The organism is Buchnera aphidicola (Symydobius americanus), from assembly GCF_964059135.1.
In the GTDB taxonomy this organism is placed as follows: Bacteria; Pseudomonadota; Gammaproteobacteria; order Enterobacterales; family Enterobacteriaceae; genus Buchnera_L; species Buchnera_L aphidicola_AJ.
Genome location: NZ_OZ060393.1, coordinates 211,505 through 233,237, shown reverse-complemented (window position 1 = coordinate 233,237; position 21,733 = coordinate 211,505). Strand labels below are relative to the sequence as shown.

The following is a 21,733-nucleotide window of genomic DNA, read 5'->3' as shown; positions in this document are numbered from 1 at the left end:
TATTTATAAAATATTTATATGAATGAATCTTTTTCTAAATTATTTGAAGAATCTCTAAATGAAGTTAAAACACAGCCTGGATCAATTATTTCTGGAATTGTTATTTCTATAGAAAAAGATACAGTTTTGGTGGATGCTGGATTAAAATCTGAATCATATATTTCTATTGAACAATTTAAAAATCATCAAGGAAAATTAGAAATTCAAGTCGGTGATAGTGTTGATGTTGCATTAGATGCAATAGAAGACGGTTTTGGTTCTACTCTTCTATCTAGAGAAAAAGCCAAAAAACACGAAGCCTGGATTCAATTAGAGAATGCATATAAAAATACCGATACTATATTAGGGGTAATCAGCGGTAAAGTTAAAGGAGGTTTTACTGTTGAATTAAATGACTTACGTGCTTTTTTACCTGGTTCGTTAGTTGATATTAGACCTTTAAGAGATACTAGTCATTTAGAAGGAAAAGAATTGGAATTTAAAGTTATCAAGTTAGATCAAAAAAGAAATAATGTTGTTGTTTCTCGAAAAGCTGTTATTGAATTTGAAACTAGTGCTGAAAGAGATCAGTTATTATTAAATTTAAAAGAAGGTATGAAAATTTCGGGAATAGTAAAAAATTTAACTGATTATGGAGCATTTATTGATTTAGGTGGTGTAGATGGTTTATTACATATTACCGATATGGCCTGGAAAAGAGTAAAACATCCTAATGAAATTGTTAACATTGGGGATGAAATTAACGTAAAAATTTTAAAATTTGACCGTGATCGTAATAGAGTATCATTAGGATTAAAACAATTAAGCGCAGATCCTTGGATTTCTATCTCAACTCGTCATCCTGAAGGGGCAATTGTCTCTGGAAGAGTAACTAATTTAACAGATTATGGATGTTTTGTTGAAATCCAGGAAGGTGTAGAAGGTCTTGTTCATGTATCTGAAATGGATTGGACAAATAAAAATATTCATCCTTCAAAAATGGTTTCTGTTTCAGATATTGTGCAGGTCACAGTATTAGATATTGATGAAGACAGACGTCGTATTTCATTAGGTTTAAAACAATGCAAACCAAATCCTTGGAAAATTTTTTCAAAAACACATAAAAAAGGTGTACATGTTAAAGGAAAAATTAAGTCAATTACTGATTTTGGTATTTTTATTGGTTTAACAGGGGGAATAGATGGGCTTGTTCATTTATCAGATATTAAATGGAATGCTTCCGGTGAAGAATATTTAGTTGAATATAAAAAAGGACAAGAAATTTCTGCTGTTGTATTACAGGTTGATCCGGATCGAGAAAGAATATCTTTAGGTATTAAACAGTTACAAGAAGATCCATTATATACTTATATTACTGCGCATAAAAAAGAAGATCTTGTAATCGGTAAAATAGTAAATATTAATAATAGTATTGCTACTGTAAAATTATCATATGATGTTTTAGGTATTTTAAATATTCATGATATTTCTACTTCAAAAAATTCAAGATTTAAAGATATTACTAATATTTTAATGGTAGAAGATATCATTCAATGTAAAATAAAAAATTTTGATCGTAAAAATCGTATTATCAATCTATTTTTTTATCATGTTCATATAATTAATAATACAGAATATGAAAATTATTTAAATAAAATAAAAAGTAATTTTTTATTTTCTGAAATAATTTTTAAAAAATTTCAAATAAATGAAAATTTGAAATAAATTAAAAAAAATGAAATATTTAAAATAATTTATATACAATTTTAAAAATATATAACATTTTTGGTATTATACAAAACGAATTAATTATCAAAATGATAGAAACTAAGCGAATAATTAATAATTGATAATTATCAAAACTTAGTTTCTAATAGTGGAGAATGTTTTGAAAAATTTTATTATTGCAGGTAATTGGAAATTACATGGAAATCAATCTACAACATTGGGTTTTTTTTTAAAATTAAAAGATTATTTTCTTAACAATCGTATTAATCATAAAATAATTATCGCTCCTCCTATAATTTACTTACAATCCGTCAATCAAATCATTAACAATCGGAATTTTTTTTTAGGCGCTCAGAATGTAGATTTAAACCGACAGGGAGCGTTTACTGGAGAAGTTTCAGCTGAAATGTTAAAAGATATTGGAGTAAAATATGTAATTATTGGTCATTCTGAAAGAAGAACGTACCATAAAGAAGATAATCAAATAGTTGCTAAAAAATTTCAATTATTAAAATATATTGGTCTAATTCCTATTTTATGCATTGGAGAAAATTTAGAACAAAAAAATAAAAATCAAATACAATTAATTTGTAAACAACAAATAGACGTAATTTTATCCACTTCAGGCAAATATGCCTTCAAAGATTCCATTATTGCATATGAACCGATTTGGGCAATCGGATCTGGAAAAAGTGCAGATCCTAAATATGTTCAAAGTGTACATCAATTTATTAAAACTTATATTTCTAAAAACAGTAAAATAAATTATCATGAAATCATTGTGCAATATGGAGGATCAGTAAATGAAAATAATATTAAATATTTTTTACAAGAATCTGACATTAATGGAGTATTATTAGGTGGATCTTCTTTAACTTATGAAACATTTATTAAAATCATAGAAATCGCAAAAAATGTTGAAAATATTTCATAAAATATTTTTTTAAAATATATCACATAACAATCATTTGAAATTTATATAAATTATAAAAATCAGCGCCGGTATAAATTCCGGCACTAACATAAATATTAATATAATTTTTGGGCGGTCTCAAACCAATCGCGTTGAAATGTTTTTTTCATATTTTGCATAGCAAATTCAATATCATGATGTACTATACAATTATTTTTAATACCAATACATCTACTTGAATATCCATTAAGTAATATTTTAATAGCATAAGCACCCATTTGAGATGCTAGGATACGATCATATACTACTGGTCTTCCTCCTCTTTGTATGTGTCCTAAAATAGTTACTTTAGTTTCTAAAGATGTATTTTTTTCTAGGTATTTTGATAATTCTATAATATCACAAACATATTCTGTAACTGCAATAACGGCATGTTTTTTTTGTCGTTTGATACCATTTTTAATTTTTTTTAATAACATTTTTTTTTCATAAGGAATTTCTGGAATAATAAAAAAATCACACCCTGAAGCTATAGATGCAGATATAGTTAAATCCCCACAATCTTTTCCCATAATTTCTACTATTGATATTCTATGATGTGAAGCAGATGTATCTCTTAATCGATCAATTGCATCAACAACAGTTTGTAAAGCAGTAAAATAACCTATTGTATAATCTGTTCCTGGTGTATCATTATCGATTGTTCCGGGAAGACTAATACAGGGTATACCCATATTAGTTAATTCTTTTGCTCCAGCATAAGACCCATTTCCTCCAATAACAATTATTGCATCAATATTATTTTTTTTAATATTTTTAACAGCAATAGATCTAATATTTTCTTTATAAAATTCTGGAAATCTTGTGGACCCTAAAATAGTCCCCCCTTGATTCAAAATATTAGATACAACATGTTGATCAAGATAAATTATATGATTTTTATATAATCCTGAATATCCATCATATATTCCAAGAATTTGTAAATTTTCATTCATTCCAGCTTGTACTATAGCACGAATAGCAGCATTCATTCCTGGAGCATCCCCACCACTTGTTAATACACCAATTCTTTTAATCATCATTAACCTTAAAAAATAATATAGGTATTATTAAAGTGGAGATACAATAAATCACTAAAAAATTTATGTATCTATTTATATAAAAAAATTTATTTTTAATATTAACTCTTATATTTTTATATTAATAAATTGGTAAAAAAATAAAAATATTATTTTTCTAAAAAATAATAATTGATTGGAATTCCATTTTGATTAAAATTATATATAATTGGTACACCTGTTGGTATATGTAAATCTGGTATAACACTTTCATCTATATTAGATAAATATTTCATTAATGCTCTTAATGAATTACCATGCGCAACAATTAAAATCTTTTTTTGATTTTTAATATTCGGAAGTATTATATTTTCCCAATATGGTAAAACTCTTTTAAGTGTTAATTCTAAACTTTCTGATTTTGGAATTTCATTTTTTGTTAAATTTTGATATCTTTGATCATAACATGAAGTTAAATTATCTGTAATCTTCATTTCTGGGGGGATAGCTTCAAAACTTCTACGCCATTGATATACTTCTTGTTCGCCATATTTTATTGCTATTTCTGATTTATTTAATCCTTGTAATTTACCATAATGTCTTTCATTTAAACGCCAAGTTTTTTTAACTGGTATCCATGCTTGATCTAATTCTTTTAAAATTTTCCATAATGTATGAATAGCGCGTTTTAAAAATGAAGTATAAGCACAATCAAAATAAATATTTTTTTTATTTAATAGTTTACCGCATAATATAGCTTCTTGTTTTCCTAATTCTGATAAGTTTACATCTGTCCATCCTGTAAAATTATTTAATTTATTCCATTCACTTTCTCCGTGCCTTACTAAGACTACTTGAATAATTTTCATATAATTTCCTAAAATAAAATGTATTTCTATTTAATTTATATTTTATCATCAATGATAAATTATAATATATCATTTTATATTATATATTTATTTAAAAAAAATAAACATACTAATATTGAATATTTTTATATGTCATATAAATTAAAATTAAATTTATTATAAATTTAATAATATCTTTGAAAAATCTTCTAATATGTTTTTTATTTCATTTAAAAAACCTACCGCTTCTTTTCCATCAAGTAATTTATGATCATATGATAACGCTAAATACATCATAGGCAAAATTTTAATTTGTCCATTAATAACCATCGGACGATCTTTAATAACATGCATTCCTAAAATAGCTGTTTGCGGTGGATTAATAATCGGCGTGGAAATTAATGAACCAAAAACACCACCATTAGTAATCGTAAAATTTCCTCCTATTAAATCAGATAATTCTAATTTTCCATTATTTCCTTTAAATGCAAAATCTTTAATTTTTTTTTCAATTTCCGACATTGTCATGTTATCAGCATTTTTTAATACGGGAGTAACTAATCCAATCTTTGTTGAAATAGCAATATTTATATCAAAATAATTATAATATATAATATTATTGTCTTCAATTTTAGCATTTACATCCGGAAACTTTTTTAAAGATTCTACTACTGCTTTAACAAAAAATGACATAAATCCTAATTTAATATTATTTTGTTCGTAAAATAACTTAGAATATTTATTTCGAAGATCAATAATATATTTCATATTTACTTCATTAAACGTTGTTAACATAGCAGTATTATTTTTAGTTTGTAACAATCTTTCTCCTATTCTTTTTCGAATCGGAGGAATTGGGATTTTTTTTATAGTGCGTTTATTAATATTTACATTTTCATTTATTTCATGTTTTTCAAAAGATGAAATATTTTTTTGATTTAAATGGAAATATTTTTTATTTTTTAATATTTGTGAAACACTTAAATCATTTTTTGCAATTAATTTACGAATAGATGGACTAAAATGATATTTTTGACATATTTTTTTTTTTAATATAGTATTTTGATTAGTTATGTTTTGAGTATTATTGTTTTTCAATTGAAAATCATTTTTTGGTATATTATTAATATTTTGAATTATTCCTAAAATCTCTTTACTATATACTATTTCATTTTCAAATTTCAGAATTGATAATAATATGCCGTTTACAGTAGCAGGAACTTCTACAATTACTTTTTCGGTTTCAATATCTAATAATATTTCCTCTTGTTTAACTATATCCCCTATTTTTTTATGCCAATTAATTACCTTGGCATGGTTGATTGATTCTGGTAAATCAGGTACTAAAATATTTACTTCTTTCATATATAATATCTCTTTAATTTATATTTAAAGCATCATGAATGATTTTTTTTTGTTGCATAACATGAGTATATATAGATCCAACAGCCGGAGAAGCAGAAGAAAATCTGCCAACATAATTCAATTTAGCATTTATAGGAATAATTTTTTGTATTTTACTTTTTATATAATTCCATGCACCCTGATTTTTTGGCTCTTCCTGGCACCAGACAAAATCTGTTACTCGAGAATATGCACTTAATAATTTAAATATTTTTTCTTTAGGGAAAGGATATAATTGTTCGATTCTAATTAATACAATATTTTTTTGATTACATTTTCTTCTTTCTTGTAATAATTCATAATATATTTTACCGCAACAAAAAATTATTTTTTTAACAGATGATAGTTTGATTTCATCCACTTCATGTATGATTTTTTTAAAACCCTCTGTTTGAATTGTTTTAAAAGATGAACTAGCTAGAGGATGTCTTAACAATGATTTAGGAGAAATTATAATTAATGGTTTTTTAATATGACTAAAAGCTTGTTTAATTAATAAATGATAAATTTGTGAAGCATTACTAGGAAAACATATTTTCATATTTTTTTGAGAAGCAAGTTGTAAAAAACGTTCTAATCTAGCAGAAGAATGTTCTGGTCCTTGACCTTCGTATCCGTGAGGTAAAAACATTACTAAACCAGAATTTATGTTCCATTTTTGTTCTCCTGAACTAATAAATTGATCAATAATAATTTGCGCTCCATTTACAAAATCACCAAATTGAGCTTCCCAAATATTTAATGTATTGTATGAATTAATCGAATAACCATATTCAAAAGCTAAAACCGCTTCTTCAGACAAAACAGAATCCCATACATAAAATTTTCCGTTTGTATTATTTAAATGATGCAAAGGAATATAATTTTCTCCTGTTTTTTGATCATGCAATATAACATGACGATGAAAAAATGTTCCCCTACTTACATCTTCGCCGGATAATCTACATGATATTCCTTGGTTTAATAAAGTAGCATATGCAAGGTTTTCTGCTGCTCCCCAATCGAATGGGATTTTTCCAACAGCCATATTATATCTGGATTGATATATCTTTAATACACGATCATGTATTTTAAAATTGTCTGGTATATAACTAATTTTTTTTGCTAAATCTTGAAGGTGATTTTTTTCTAAATAAAATTTTTTTTTAATGTTATTTTGATGAATATTTTTTTTTTTAAATATAGTATTTTTATTTTGTTTTTCTAATTTATTGCGATAATATAATTTGTAATTATCAAAATATATTGCATCAATAATTTGCTTATTTTGTAATTCTTGAGAATATATTTCACATATTGTAGGATGTTTTTTAATTTTTTTATACATTAAAGGTTGAGTGACATATGGATCATCCACTTCGTTATGACCATTTCTTCGATAACATACTAAATCTATAAAAACATCTCTCTTAAATTTATATCTAAAATTTAATGCTAATTTTATAATAAATATTACTGATTCCGGATGATCAGCATTAACATGAAATACAGGAGATTGAGTAATTTTAGCAATATCTGTACAATATTTACTAGATCTTAAATTAATTTTATTAGATGTAGTAAAACCAATTTGATTATTTATAATAATATGTACTGTACCACCAACTTCATATCCAACAGTTTTAGACATATTTAATAATTCCTGATTAATTCCCTGTCCAATAATTGCAGCATCTCCATGAATATTAATCGGTAAAATATTATTTGAATCAAACATTGAGTATTCTTCTATGTATGCTCTTGCAGAACCCATCATGACAGGATTAATAATCTCTAAATGTGATGGATTAGGTTTTAAATCAATTACAATTTTTTTATTATTTATATTTCTTTCCGATATCATACCCATATGATATTTTACATCTCCTGTAATATCATAATTTTGATAATGATCTGAAAATTCATAACACACGTGGGATATATTCTTTTTTAAAATATTTACTAATACATTCAATCTTCCTCGATGAGCCATTCCAATAATTACCTTGGAAGATAAACAATTATTTGCATAATTTACTGCATAATCTAAAACCGGAATAAGAACTTCACACCCTTCTAATGAAAAACGTTTTGATCCCGGGAATTTAGTATTAAGATATTTTTCTAATGTTTCTGATTTTATTAATTTATTTAATATATGAATTTTTTTTTTTTTATTTAGTTTAAAATTTAGAAACTTGTTTTCTACATAATTTTGAATCCATATTTTTTCTTTTATATCATCAATATACATATATTCTATACCAACACTAGAACAGTATATTTTTTTATATTTTTGATAAATATTATTAAATTTAATTTGTAATTTTTTATCTGATAATTTTTTACTGTTTTTATTATCTGTTTTTAAAAATGAGATATCTAATTGATGTAATGATATAATATCTTCAAAAATATTTTTTTTTTGTAATAGATTTAACGGATCTAATTTTGAATATTTATGTCCATGTGTTCTAAAAAAATTAATTAATTGAAATTCTAAAATATCGTAATTTGAATTAAATTCATTAAATTGATATTTTTGATACTGTAATTCAAAAGTATTAATATTATTTTTTATAAAAAAATCTTTCCAAAATTTTGAAATATCATGTGAATTATTTAAAAATTTTTGATGCATTTTTTCAATATATAATATGTTTATACCGGTAATCTGTGAAGAATTAAGATTAAAAATATTGCATTTTTCTGTCATATAAAATTCCTATTAAATATGTATTAATTTTTATAAATATTAAATAACCTATATAGGATTATTAATATTAATAAATGAAACATCTAGATGATATGTTTTAGAAATCCAATTTCCAAGAGCTTTTATTCCATATATTTCAGTTGCATAATGACCTGCTGAAAAAAAATTAATATTATTTTCACGAGAATAATACATAGTATCTTCAGATACTTCTCCAGTTAAAAATGCATCTAATTGTAAATAATGAGCATGTTTAATAAATTTTTGTCCTTTTCCACTACACCATGCAATACTTTGAAGATAATGATTTTTAGATCTTCCAAAAAAAATAGGATTTTTATGAAATTTTAATTTAATTTTATTTAATAAATTTTTTACTGTAATTGCAGGATTAAATTTCCCCCATAAAACAAAATCGGATATTTTACCACAAATTATAATATCTAATTGTTTTGCAATTTGTCTATTATTTCCTAATTCTTCATGAGCATCTAATGGTAAATGCCAACTATATAAATTAATATTATTACATAAAAGAGATTTTATTCTATTTTTTTTTATATTTTTAATAGTTTTTGATTCATTTTCCCAAAATAATCCATGATGTACTATAATTGCTTGTGCGGAATCTTTAATAGCATAATCAATTAATTCCTGACAAATCGAAACTCCTGTTATAATTTTTTTTATTTTATTGCAACCTTCAACTTGTAATCCATTTGGAGAAAAATCTTTAAATAAATGAGTGTTTAACTTTTGATTAATAATTGTTTCTAATTTATAATTATTCATATTAATCTCTTTATCTAAAAAATAATAAAATTTTTAATTTTAAATTATATTTTTAAATATAAATAAAATTAATTTTTTTAATTTTTAAAATTTAAAATAAATAAATTTGCGAGTAAATAAATGAAAAAAATTGGCATTTTTTTTGGAAGTGATACCGGAAACACAGAAAAAATAGCAAAGATGATACATAAAAAAATTGGAAATAAAATATCAAAATTATATGACATTGCTCAAACTTCAGAAATTGAAATAAAAAAATTTGATATTTTAATTTTTGGTATACCAACTTGGTATTATGGAGAATTACAATGCGATTGGGATGAATTTGTGCCAATTTTAAAAAATATCAACTTTAAAAATAAAAATATTGCATTATTTGGTTGCGGAGATCAAGAAGATTATAGTGAATATTTTTGTGATGCTATTGGAATTATATATCAAATCATCAAAAATCAACATGGTAGTTTTATTGGAAAATGGCCAAAAACAGATTATAAATTTCAATCTTCAAAAGCTTTACTTGATAAAAATAACTTTGTTGGTCTAATTATTGATGAGGATAGACAACCAGAAAAAACTAAAAATAGAGTTGATACATGGGTAAATAATATTTTAAAAGAATTAAAAATGATGAATATTATTTAAATAAAATGTATATTTTTGTAATAATAATTTATATAATATATTTTTAACAATTATTAATTTTTGTATCATGATATGAATTTTAAGTATTTTTTTGATAACAGCATTTATAATATGTTTAATATATGCTGTTATCTATTTTTTATAAAAAATGATTATAATAATATAATCATTATTATTAATAATTTGAAACTAAAACAGCTAAATCCAATACTTTACTAGAATAACCGCTCTCATTATCATACCAAGAAATTAATTTTACAAAATTTTTATTTAAAGATAAGCCAGCTTTTGCATCAAAAATAGAAGTTAATTGCGATCCATTAAAATCTGTTGATACAACATGATCATCAGTGTATCCTAATATTCCATGCATATAAGTTTCAGAAGCTAATTGAATTTTTTTACAAATTTCTAAATAAGTAGCAGTTTGATTTAAACGCACTGTTAAATCTACTACAGAAACATTAGCAGTAGGTATGCGAAATGCAATACCAGTTAATTTTCCATATAATTCTGGTAATACTTTTCCAACAGCAAGAGCAGCTCCAGTAGAAGATGGAATGATATTTTGTAATGCGCTTCTTCCTCCCCTCCAGTCTTTTTGTGAAGGTGAATCAACAATTTTTTGTGTTGCAGTAGCAGCATGTACTGTAGTCATTAACCCTTCTTCAATACCGAAATAATGATTTATAACTTTTGCTAATGGAGCTAAACAATTTGTTGTACAAGAGGCATTAGAAACAACTAATTGACCTGAATATTCATTAAAATTTACCCCTTTTACAAACATGGGAGTATTATCTTTAGGTGGAGCAGTAATAATTACTTTTTTTGCACCAGCGGAAATATGTTGTTTTGCAGATTCTGTAGTTAAAAAAATTCCAGTAGATTCAATTACAACATCCGTTGATAGTTCTTTCCACATTAATTTTTTTGGATCTCTTTCAGAAAGAATTCTGATTTTTTTATTATTAACTATTATATAAGGTTTCTTAATTTTAATAGAACCTGGAAAAACACCATGAGTAGAATCAAACTTTAACATATAAGCCATATAATCAATATCAATTAAATCATTGATACCAACTATTTCAATATCTGATCTTGTTTGGGCAATTCTAAATAAAATTCTTCCAATACGACCAAATCCATTAATACCTATTTTAATCGTCATAATATCTACCGTTTATCACAATATTAAATCAAAAGAAATAGTATATTTCTATTTTATATTAAAATACTACTAAAATTAATATTTTTTTAAATATAAATATTTTTATTTTACGTCAAAATATATTGATTGCTTACATTTTAAAAAAATATTATTTAAAATATATTTAGTTGATCATATTATTTATTATCCATATAATTTAACTTAAACAATATAATTTAAAATTAAGTATTTTATTATATAGTATAAAAAAATAGTATTTAAAATTTTTTGAATTAATAAAAATAAAAAAAATATTATTTTATATTCATTTAAAATAATATCATTTATAATAATAGAATAATATAATTTAATACAGAATGTAAAAAATTAAAAATAATATGACAAAAAAATATATTTCTGAATTAAAACATAACGATCTAGTTATCCACCTAAAACATGGGCTGGGTCAATATAAAGGATTAATTAATATTGCTCATAATTCTTTTAAAGCTGATTATTTAGTTATTCTATATGCTAATGAAGTAAAAATATATGTTCCGATTACTCATTTATATTTAGTTAAACCTTATATAGTTGGATCATCAAAAAAAAAAATTACATTAAATAAATTAGGTTGTAGTAAATGGAATAAAGAAAGAAAATGTATTTTTAAAAAAATACAAGATAGTGCAATTAAAATATTAGATATACAATCTCAAAGGATGAAACAATTAGGATTTTCTTTTAATCATTATCATCAAGAATATGAATTGTTTTGTAAAAAATTTCCGTTTAAAATTACAAAAGATCAAAATAAAGCTATGCAATCTGTATTACTTGATATGAAAAAAAAAATTCCTATGGATCGAATCATTTGTGGAGATGTCGGATTTGGAAAAACAGAAATTGCAATGAGAGCTTCTTTTGTAGCATATTTAAATAAAAAACAAGTATTAATTTTGGTTCCTACAACTTTATTAGCTCAACAGCATTATAAAAATTTTAAAGCAAGATTTTCTGATTATGCGATAACAATCGATATTTTTTCTAGATTTCGATCCATGCAAGAAGAAATATATTGTATAGATCAAATCAAAAAAGGAAAAATTAATATATTTATTGGAACACATAAAATTTTATCTAAAAAATTACATTGGTTTAACTTAGGAATATTAATTATTGATGAAGAACATCGTTTCGGCGTGTATCAAAAAGAAAGTATTAAAAAAAGATTTAAAAATATTGATATACTTACTTTAACTGCTACTCCAATACCTCGTACATTAAATATGGCTATACAAGGTATACGTGATCTTTCTATTATTTCTACTCCACCAAAAAATAGAATTCCTATTAGAACTTTTGTTAAGGAGTATGATAATTTTTTAATTAAAAAAATCATTTTAAATGAATTATCTAGAAAAGGACAAGTATATTATGTATGTAATAAAATTCAAAATTTAGAAGAAAAATTAATTCAATTAAGATCTTCGATGCCAGAAGTAAAATTTCAAATTGGTCATGGAAAAATGCATGGAAATGAATTAAAAAAAATTATGCATGATTTTTATGATAAAAAATTTCAAGTATTGATATCAACTACTATTATTGAAACAGGAATAGATATACCAACTGTCAATACTATTATTATTGAAAATGCAGATTTATTTGGATTAGCACAATTGCATCAAATGAGAGGTCGAGTTGGAAGATCAAATATTCAATCATACGCATGGTTCTTAGTAGAGAATCTAGATTCTTTATCTTCTAATGCAAAAAAGAGACTTCAGGTTATTCAATCTTTAAATGAATTAGGATCTGGATTTGATTTATCAATGCATGATTTAAATATTCGAGGTACTGGAGAATTATTAGGATATCATCAGAGTGGAAAAATAAATAATGTAGAACTATCTTTATATATTGAACTACTACAAAAAACTATTGAATTTTCTAAAAATCGTCTCAATTTATCATTAACGGAATTAAAAAACTATCAACCCAAAATAAAATTATCTGTACCGTATTTTTTACCAGAAAAATATATCCCAGATCCAAGTCAAAGGTTGTATTTTTATAAAAAAATATACTTAACTAAAAAAAATGACGATTTATTAAAAATTCAATTCAATTTAATTAATAAATTTGGAAAATTACCAATTCAAGCAAAATATTTAATTCTAATTAATAAAATTAGAATATTATCAAATATAATTGGAATAACTAAAATTGAATGTGATCAACATGGTGGAATTATTCAATTTTCTAAAAATAATTGTTTTAATGATATAAATTGGTTAACTGAAATTCTTCAAAAAGAACCTAACATTTGGAAAATAAATAATTCATATTCCATACAATTTACACATAATCTATTTGATTATCATGGTAGAATTAATTGGGTATTAAAATTTTTAAAAAAAATAAAAAATTTTTGCTGAATCTGAAATATAGAAATTTCTTATAATATACATCATATTATATATTATTAATTTTTTATAGGTTATTATTATGACACAGATTATATATGTAGTTGCTTCTAACAGCCAATCAATTGAAGTATGGAAAATATCAGATACAGGAAATATGTCTTTAATGCAAATTGTTAATACTGATGACGGACAAGGACAACCTATAACAATTTTAAAGAAAAGAAATAAATTATATATAGGAATAAAACCCAAGTGCGCTATTTTAGTTTATGATATTTTATGGGATGGTACGTTAAAAAAAATAGGATCATTAATTACGCCTTATAGTCCGAATTATTTATCTTGTGACAAAAAAGAAAAATTTTTATTTTGTAGTTACTATCATGCTAATTGTATTAGTGTGCATAAATTAAACGAAAATCATACTCCTAACCCTCCAATGCAAATTATTAACAACATTAAAGGTTGTCATTTTACAAAGTTCGATTTATCTTATGAATTAGTTTTTACATCAGCATTATTAGAAGATCATATTTACTTATATAAATTTAATGAATCAAACATAAAATCTCCATTAACAGAAATTAAACATTTTCAATGTAATAAGAAATCTGGACCAAGACATATAGATTTTCATATTAATAAAAAATATGCATATAGTATTAATGAAATGAATGGAACAGTTGATGTTTGGAAAATTAATCATATCAAAAAAAATATTCAAAATATTCAAAATATCCATTTATATGAAAATAATGAATTAAAAAAATATTGGTGCTCTGATATTCATTTAACAACATGCGGAAAATATTTATATGCCGCTGATCGTCAAAATAGTAAAATTACTGCTTTTCAAGTACATTCAAATAATAAATTAAGTATTATTGATCAATATCATACATGTAATCAACCTAGATCATTTTGTATAGATAAAAATAATCAATATTTAATAGCGGCTGGTGAGCTTTCTAATACTATTATGGTACATACAATTTCTTCTGAAGATGGTTCTTTAAATCAATTAAAAGAATATAAAGTTGGTAAAAATCCAATATGGGTATTAGCGCATAATATTTAAATTATTGAAACAAATATTCGTTTTCTAATGCAAACTTAATAGCTCGGGTTAACTTACTTAAAGAAAATGAATCAATAATATAGGGAGGGGTTAAATAAATTAAATTTTTAAAAGGTCTGAGCCAAACTCCATGGTTGACAAAAAAATTTTGCATTAATTTAATGTTAATAAATTGATGACATTCAACCACAGCAATTGCACCAAGAATTCGTACATCTAATACTTTTGGGTGTTGTAGTAATGGAAATAATTCAATTTTAAATTGTTTTTCAATATTAGAAACTTGTATTTTCCAAATATTTTCTTGCAATATTAAAATATTTTCATTTGCTACAGCACATGCTAATGGATTTCCCATAAATGTTGGTCCATGCATTAATTTATAGGGTTTATTTTGACTGATAATATCAGAAATTTTTTTTGTAGTAATAGTTGCTGATAAAGTCATCATTCCTCCTGTTAATGCCTTTCCTATACATAATATATCTGGAACAATATTAGAATATTGATACGCAAACATTTTTCCAGTACGACCAAACCCAGTAGCAATTTCATCTATAATTAATGGAATATTATATATGTTACATAATAATCGAATTTGTTTTAAATACGTAGGATGGTAAAATTTCATACCACCTATTCCTTGAATAATAGGTTCCAAGATTACAGCTGCAATTTTATCATGGTTTTTTACTAAAAGATTTACAAAAGAATGAATATCATAATTATTCCAAATATCTTGAAATGATAATTTAGGAGAATTTGCAAATATATGTTTTGGAAGAAATCCTGAATATAAAGCATGAATGGAATTATAAGGATCACATACAGAGATAGCAGAAAAGGTATCTCCATGATATCCATTACGAATAGTTAAAAAAATTTGTTTAGACTTATTTAAAGCATTCCAGTATTGTAATATCATTTTCATTGCTATTTCTATAGATACAGATCCAGAATCAGCTAAAAAAATACATTCTAATTCATCTGGTAATAATTTTAATAAATTTTTACATAATAAAATTGCTGGTTGATGTATAATACCACCAAACATTATGTGAGACATATTATTAATTTGTTGAATTAATGCTTTATTTAATCTAAAGTTATTATAACCATGTATAGCAGACCACCATGATGACATTCCATCTATTATTTTTAATCCGCTTTTAAATTGCATATAAATTCCATTTGCTGAAGAAATAAAATAACATGGTAATGGTTTTGTCATAGAATCATAAGGATGCCAAATATGTTTTAAATTAAATATCAGATGATTTGTATTCACAATTAAAATTTCTTAAAATATAGAATGTTATTAGTATAAACCTTATTGCAAGAAAAAGTATACAATTTATGGAATTTAATATGAAAAAAATATGGCAAAAACAAGAAGTAGATTTATTATTTAAGAAACCATTTCTAGATTTACTATTTGAATCACAAACAATTCATCGAAAATATTTTAATCCTAATGAAATTCAAATTAGTACTTTATTATCCATTAAAACTGGACTTTGCCCAGAAGATTGTAAATATTGTTCACAAAGTTCTAGATATAAAACAGATGTTCAAAATGAAAAATTGTTAGATTTTAACAAAGTGATAGAAGAAGCAAAAAAAGCAAAAAGAAATGGATCAAATCGTTTTTGCATGGGAGCTGCATGGAAAAACCCAAAACAAAGAGATATGCCATATTTATTAAAAATTATTAAACAAATTAAACAACTGGGTATGGAAACATGCATGACCCTAGGAAGTTTAAATAAAAATCAAGCAGAAGAATTAGCTAGCGCTGGATTAGATTTTTATAATCATAATTTAGATACTTCTCCTAGTTTTTATAAAAAAATTATTACTACCAGAACATATCAAGATCGTTTAGATACAATCAAAATTATAAGAAAATCAGGAATTAAGGTTTGTTCAGGGGGAATATTAGGATTGGGTGAAAAAAAGAATGATATAATAGAATTATTAATAGAATTAGCAAATTTAAAACCATCTCCTGAAAGCGTACCTATCAATATGTTAATTAAAATACAAGGAACTCCAATGGAAAAAAATAAAAAAATTGATGATTTTAGATTTATTAAAACTATTGCTGTTGCCCGTATTATGATGCCTAAATCATATATTCGTTTATCCGCAGGACGTGAAAAAATGAGCAAAAAAATGCAAACAATGTGTTTTATGGCAGGAGCAAATTCTATATTTTATGGTTGTAAATTACTAACAGTAAATAATTCAACAGAATCAGAAGATTTAAAACTATTTAAAAAATTAGGATTACACCCAAAATTAACAAATTTAGATCCAAATAAATTTAAAAAATCTCAAACTACTAAAAAAAATAAATTATATTATAATGCTATTCGTACTTAACTATAAGAATAATAAAAAATTTTTAAATCTACCTATCTAATATAATAGGTAGTTTAAAATATATCATAAATTAATTGAACATAAAATAAATTAATTAATATTAGAATATTAAAATATTAAAATATGAAAAGAACATGGTTTCTTACTGGAACAGATACAAATATAGGAAAAACAATTGTTTCAAGTGTTATGTTAATTAAAGCTAAAAAACATGGATTTTACACAGCAGGATATAAACCTATATCTACAGGTTGTATAAAAACAAAAAAAGGATTGCGAAATCTAGATGCTTTACTTCTAAAAAAATATAGCATAATTAAATTTCCGTATAATACAATTAATCCATTTGCATTTTATGATTCTGAACCTCCTCATATATTAAGTCAAAAAAATAAAATCAATATTACTTTTAAAAAAATATCCAATGAATTATATAATATACAAAAAAAAGCAAATTGGATAATTATTGAAGGAGTTGGAGGGTGGTATACACCAATATCTCCCATATTAAAATTTTCGGATTGGGTAAAAAAAGAAAATATACCAATAATTTTAGTTATTGGATTAAAATTAGGATGTATAAATCATGCAATTTTAACAAATCAAGCCATTTTAAAATCCGGTTTGATATTTTCTGGTTGGATCGCTAATTGTATATCTAATAAAAACAAGTATGTTTTAGATTATATTAATACTCTTAAAAAATATATTTATGCACCGTTTTTAGGAAAAGTTCCATATATAAAAAATATTAAAAATCTTTCTAAAATTTCAGCTAATATTCATTTACCAAAATAAAAATGTTATTTGTTCAATTAATATATTTATTATAATTAGGTATATACAGGATATTTCTTGCATAAATTTAATACTTTTTTTTTAATATCAGTAATCTTATTTTGATCGTTAATATTCTTAATAATATCAGAAATCCAATAAGCTAATTTTTGACATTCTCTCTCCATAAAACCCCTACGTGTAATTGCTGGAGTTCCAATACGAATTCCAGAAGTTACAAAAGGGCTTTTTTTATCATTTGGAACACTATTTTTGTTTACAGTAATATTTGCTAATCCTAAAACATATTCAATATCCTTTCCTGTTAAATTCTGTTTACTTAAATTAATTATAAATAAATGATTGTTAGTTTCTCCTGAAACGATTTCAAACCCTTCACTTAAAAATATTTTTACCATGGCTTTAGAATTTCTTAAAATATTTTTTTGATATTCTTTAAATGAAGAAGTAGAAGCTTCTTTAAAAGCAATTGCTTTAGCTGCAATTACATGCATTAATGGACCTCCTTGGCTTCCTGGAAATACCGAAGAATTTAACTTTTTATAAAAATTTTCATTTTTATTTTTCGAAAGAATTAATCCACCTCGAGGTCCAGCTAATGTTTTATGAGTAGTAGATGTAACAACATCAGCGTACTTAATTGGATTAGGATATAAATTTGCTGCAATTAATCCAGCAACATGAGCTATATCAACAACAAAATATGAATTAATTGAATCTGCTATACTTTTCATTCTTTTCCAATCACAAATCCCAGAAAAAGAAGAAAATCCTCCAATTATCATTTTGGGATGATATTTTTTTGCTAATTTTTCTAATTCTAAATAATTTATATCACCAAATTCATTAATTCCATAAGAAATTGTTTTGTATAATTTACCAGAAAAATTAACTGATGAACCATGAGTTAAATGACCACCATGTGATAAATTCATACCTAATATTAAATCACCAGGTTTTAATAAAGCAGAATAAACAGAAAAATTTGCTTGAGAACCAGAATGCGGTTGAACATTAGCATAATCTGCATTAAATAATATTTTAGCACGATTAATAGCTATTTTTTCTATTTCATCTACATATTCACAACCACCATAATACCGCTTTCCTGGATATCCCTCAGCATATTTGTTAGTTAATTTTGATCCTTGTAATTCTAAAATATAAGGATGAACATAATTTTCAGACGCAATTAATTCAATATGATTTTCTTGTCGAATAGATTCCTTATGAATATAACCCCATAATTCTGGATCATAATTAGAAATTTTGATTTTTTCAAACATATAAACCTCATTGATAAATATTAAATATTTATTTAATTAAATAATTATATTAATTATATATTTTGGTAAAAATACATTTAAATATATTAATAACATCTGACTTCGAAAGATATTTATAAGTTTTTTTTTCTAAATCATACATTTTTATACATTTTTTTTTTATTTCTTCTTCTTCAAAATATAATACAATACGTGCAGAATATTTATTTAAATTTTTTAAAATTTTTTTAATATTTATAGGATCTAATTCTAAAAAAAATTTAACATTTTTGATTATATCTCTTATTTTTTCTAAAAAAGAAATAACAAATAATTTAATTTTTTCTGTTGAAAAAAATATATAAACATCCGTATGTTTAATATTCTTTTGCACATAAGGTAAGGAATTAATTAATAATACTAAACGATCCATTCCAACAGCTAAACCTATGGCTGGAGTAAAATTTCCTCCTAATTTTTTTACTAACATGTCATATCTCCCTCCAGCACAAATAGTATTTTGTGATCCTAATAAATCTGTTTTCCATTCAAATACAGTATTATTATAATAATCTAATCCTCTAACTAACCGAGGGTTTATAACATATTTAATATTTAATAAATCCATAGAATTACATAAATTATTAAAATTATTTTTCGAAATTGTATCAATACAACTAATTAAAACAGGAGCATGTAATAATAATTTTTGAATATTGGGATTTTTACTATCTAAAATTCTAATAGGATTTACATATAATCTACGTAAAGAATCTTCATCTAAAATAGATTTATGTTCAATTAAAAATTTTGTTAATAATTTTTGGTACTTTTTACGTGATTCAATAGATCCAATTAAATTGATTTCTAATTTTAAATAATTAGAAATATTTAACATATTCCAACATCTATTTATTAACATAATTAATTCTAATTCGATATTGGATTCTTTAAATCCAAAAGTCTCAATTCCTAATTGATAAAATTGTCGGTAACGTCCTTTTTGTGGTCGTTCATACCTAAACATAGGTCCATAATACCATAATTTCTGCCTTTGATGATGTATTAATCCATTTTGAATGACTGATCTTACGCAACCAATTGTACCTTCTGGGCGTAAAGTAATATTTTGACCATTTTTATCATTAAAAGAATACATTTCCTTTTCAATAACTTCTGTATTTTTTCCTATAGTTTTTTTAAACAGATCAGTTCTTTCTAAAATAGGAAATCGAATTTCAGAATAACTATAATTTAATAATACTTTTCTAAATAAATTTTCTATTTTATTCCAAATAAATACTTCTTCCGGAATTAAATCATGCATACCTTTAATAGATTGAATAGAATTATTCACAAATTTTCCTAAAATTAATAATCAAGTAAATATATTTTATTATTATAACAATATATATTCATAAGAAATATTTTTAAAATTATTATTTAAGAAACATTTTTTTTTTATTTATACTATATGATAAATTACCATTTAGTTGTCCACAAGCAGCTTGAATATCTTGCCCTCGGGGCTTTCGAATAGTAGTAACAAAACCTTTATTTATTAAAAAATTTGCAAATTTTTTTATTTGATTTGAATCACTTGCTGTAAAATTTGAGTTTAAGAAATTATTCCATGGAATTAAATTAATTTTACTGGGTATATATCTTAAAAGTTTTATTAATTGCTGAGCATGATATAAAGTATCATTAATATTTTTTAACATAACATATTCTATAGTGATTCCATCTTTATTAATTTTTGATTTTTTTAAAAATCGTAATATTGCAGATAACAATGATTCAATGTTATATTTTTTATTAATTGGCATAATTTTATTTCTTATTGTATTATTAGATGCATGTAATGAAATTGCTAACTTCACATCCATAATTTTTGATAATTTATCTATTGCTGGAATAATACCTGAAGTAGATAATACAATTTTTCTTTTAGAAATATTAAAACCTAAATTATCTGACATAATTCTTAATGCTGTAATAACATTATTAAAATTTAATAAAGGTTCCCCCATACCCATAATAACTATATTCGTAATAGGATGAAATATATTTTTTTTTAAAATATTAATTTTTTTATATGCCCTCCAAATTTGTCCAACAATTTCCGAAACTAATAAATTACGATTAAAACCTTGATGACCTGTCGCACAAAATTGGCAGTTTAATATACAACCAGATTGTGATGATATACATAATGTTCCTCTATTTTTTTCTGGAATATATACTGTTTCTATATTTTGATTATTTAAATCCACCATCCATTTAATTGTTCCATCAATAGAAACTTTTTCTTGTATAAATTTTGGCGCAAAAATTGTACTAATTTTTTTAAGTTTTTTTCTCAAATTTTTTTTAAGATTAGTCATTTTATCAAAATCACAACAAAAATGATGATATATCCAAATCATAATTTGATCAGCACAAAATGATTTTTCTCCAATAGAACAAAAGAAGTTACGCATTTGATGTCGATCAAAATTTAACAAATTAATTTTTTCACGGAAATTGAAATTATCATTTTGTATAATTTTCATATTAT

At 23.8% G+C, this 21,733-nt stretch carries 16 protein-coding genes and 1 pseudogene; 7 read left to right on the top strand and 10 right to left on the bottom strand.

Annotation, left to right across the window (positions count from 1 at the left end):
- Window positions 1-18: 18 nt before the first annotated feature.
- Both rpsA and tpiA read left to right on the top strand, forming a co-directional pair.
- Window positions 19-1,704: a 30S ribosomal protein S1 gene (gene rpsA, locus AB4W55_RS01060; RefSeq protein WP_367672161.1), complete on the top strand. Its 1,686-nt coding sequence runs from the start codon at window positions 19-21 to the stop codon at window positions 1,702-1,704.
- Window positions 1,705-1,867: 163 nt separating this feature from the next.
- A complete protein-coding gene (gene tpiA / locus AB4W55_RS01055) occupies window positions 1,868-2,641 on the top strand; it encodes a triose-phosphate isomerase (protein WP_367672160.1) in 774 nt (257 codons plus the stop codon).
- A gap of 95 nt (window positions 2,642-2,736) precedes the next feature.
- Here tpiA and pfkA read toward each other — a convergent pair whose 3' ends face one another.
- The 5 genes from pfkA to AB4W55_RS01030 form a co-directional block, all read right to left on the bottom strand.
- On the bottom strand, window positions 2,737-3,699 hold the full coding sequence (gene pfkA, locus AB4W55_RS01050; RefSeq protein ID WP_367672159.1) for a 6-phosphofructokinase: 963 nt from the start codon (window positions 3,697-3,699) through the stop codon (window positions 2,737-2,739).
- A gap of 149 nt (window positions 3,700-3,848) precedes the next feature.
- Window positions 3,849-4,547 carry a 2,3-diphosphoglycerate-dependent phosphoglycerate mutase gene (gene gpmA / locus AB4W55_RS01045; RefSeq protein ID WP_367672158.1) on the bottom strand — a complete coding sequence of 233 codons (699 nt, stop codon included), beginning with the start codon at window positions 4,545-4,547 and terminating at the stop codon, window positions 3,849-3,851.
- 156 nt (window positions 4,548-4,703) lie between these two features.
- Entirely contained in the window at window positions 4,704-5,891 is a 1,188-nt protein-coding gene (gene sucB, locus AB4W55_RS01040) for a dihydrolipoyllysine-residue succinyltransferase (RefSeq protein WP_367672157.1), read from the bottom strand.
- A 13-nt stretch (window positions 5,892-5,904) separates the two neighbouring features.
- Entirely contained in the window at window positions 5,905-8,625 is a 2,721-nt protein-coding gene (locus AB4W55_RS01035) for a 2-oxoglutarate dehydrogenase E1 component (protein WP_367672782.1), read from the bottom strand.
- 48 nt (window positions 8,626-8,673) lie between these two features.
- Window positions 8,674-9,417, bottom strand: a complete 744-nt coding sequence (locus tag AB4W55_RS01030; protein WP_367672780.1) for a Nif3-like dinuclear metal center hexameric protein — start codon at window positions 9,415-9,417, stop codon at window positions 8,674-8,676.
- Window positions 9,418-9,537: 120 nt separating this feature from the next.
- Between AB4W55_RS01030 and fldA the strand changes: the two genes are divergently transcribed.
- Window positions 9,538-10,062, top strand: coding sequence for a flavodoxin FldA (fldA, locus tag AB4W55_RS01025; protein ID WP_367672778.1), 525 nt, complete (start codon window positions 9,538-9,540; stop codon window positions 10,060-10,062).
- Window positions 10,063-10,237: 175 nt separating this feature from the next.
- Here the strand turns inward: fldA and gap are convergent, their stop codons facing one another.
- Window positions 10,238-11,236 carry a type I glyceraldehyde-3-phosphate dehydrogenase gene (gene gap, locus AB4W55_RS01020; protein WP_367672776.1) on the bottom strand — a complete coding sequence of 333 codons (999 nt, stop codon included), beginning with the start codon at window positions 11,234-11,236 and terminating at the stop codon, window positions 10,238-10,240.
- A gap of 377 nt (window positions 11,237-11,613) precedes the next feature.
- Between gap and mfd the strand changes: the two genes are divergently transcribed.
- Together mfd and AB4W55_RS01010 are read left to right on the top strand one after the other, a co-directional pair.
- Window positions 11,614-13,656 carry a transcription-repair coupling factor gene (gene mfd, locus AB4W55_RS01015; protein WP_367672774.1) on the top strand — a complete coding sequence of 681 codons (2,043 nt, stop codon included), beginning with the start codon at window positions 11,614-11,616 and terminating at the stop codon, window positions 13,654-13,656.
- 70 nt (window positions 13,657-13,726) lie between these two features.
- Window positions 13,727-14,725, top strand: coding sequence for a beta-propeller fold lactonase family protein (locus AB4W55_RS01010; protein ID WP_367672772.1), 999 nt, complete (start codon window positions 13,727-13,729; stop codon window positions 14,723-14,725).
- Window position 14,726: 1 nt separating this feature from the next.
- On the opposite strand, the gene bioA is transcribed toward AB4W55_RS01010, so the two are convergent.
- On the bottom strand, window positions 14,727-16,013 hold the full coding sequence (gene bioA / locus AB4W55_RS01005) for an adenosylmethionine--8-amino-7-oxononanoate transaminase (protein WP_367672770.1): 1,287 nt from the start codon (window positions 16,011-16,013) through the stop codon (window positions 14,727-14,729).
- Window positions 16,014-16,093: 80 nt separating this feature from the next.
- Between bioA and bioB the strand changes: the two are divergent.
- Together bioB and bioD are read left to right on the top strand one after the other, a co-directional pair.
- Window positions 16,094-17,032 (top strand): annotated as a pseudogene (gene bioB / locus AB4W55_RS01000) (biotin synthase BioB); the annotation flags it as partial.
- 201 nt (window positions 17,033-17,233) lie between these two features.
- Window positions 17,234-17,908, top strand: coding sequence for a dethiobiotin synthase (gene bioD, locus AB4W55_RS00995; protein ID WP_367672768.1), 675 nt, complete (start codon window positions 17,234-17,236; stop codon window positions 17,906-17,908).
- Between the two features lie 35 nt (window positions 17,909-17,943).
- Here the strand turns inward: bioD and glyA are convergent, their stop codons facing one another.
- From glyA to rlmN, 3 genes are all read right to left on the bottom strand, one after another.
- Window positions 17,944-19,194 (bottom strand): serine hydroxymethyltransferase, encoded by a 1,251-nt coding sequence (glyA, locus tag AB4W55_RS00990; RefSeq protein ID WP_367672766.1) that lies wholly within the window; start codon window positions 19,192-19,194, stop codon window positions 17,944-17,946.
- Between the two features lie 49 nt (window positions 19,195-19,243).
- Complete coding sequence (gene hisS / locus AB4W55_RS00985; protein WP_367672764.1) at window positions 19,244-20,530, bottom strand: histidine--tRNA ligase; 1,287 nt, start codon at window positions 20,528-20,530, stop codon at window positions 19,244-19,246.
- Between the two features lie 82 nt (window positions 20,531-20,612).
- Window positions 20,613-21,728, bottom strand: coding sequence for a 23S rRNA (adenine(2503)-C(2))-methyltransferase RlmN (rlmN, locus tag AB4W55_RS00980; RefSeq protein ID WP_367672762.1), 1,116 nt, complete (start codon window positions 21,726-21,728; stop codon window positions 20,613-20,615).
- Window positions 21,729-21,733 lie beyond the last annotated feature (5 nt).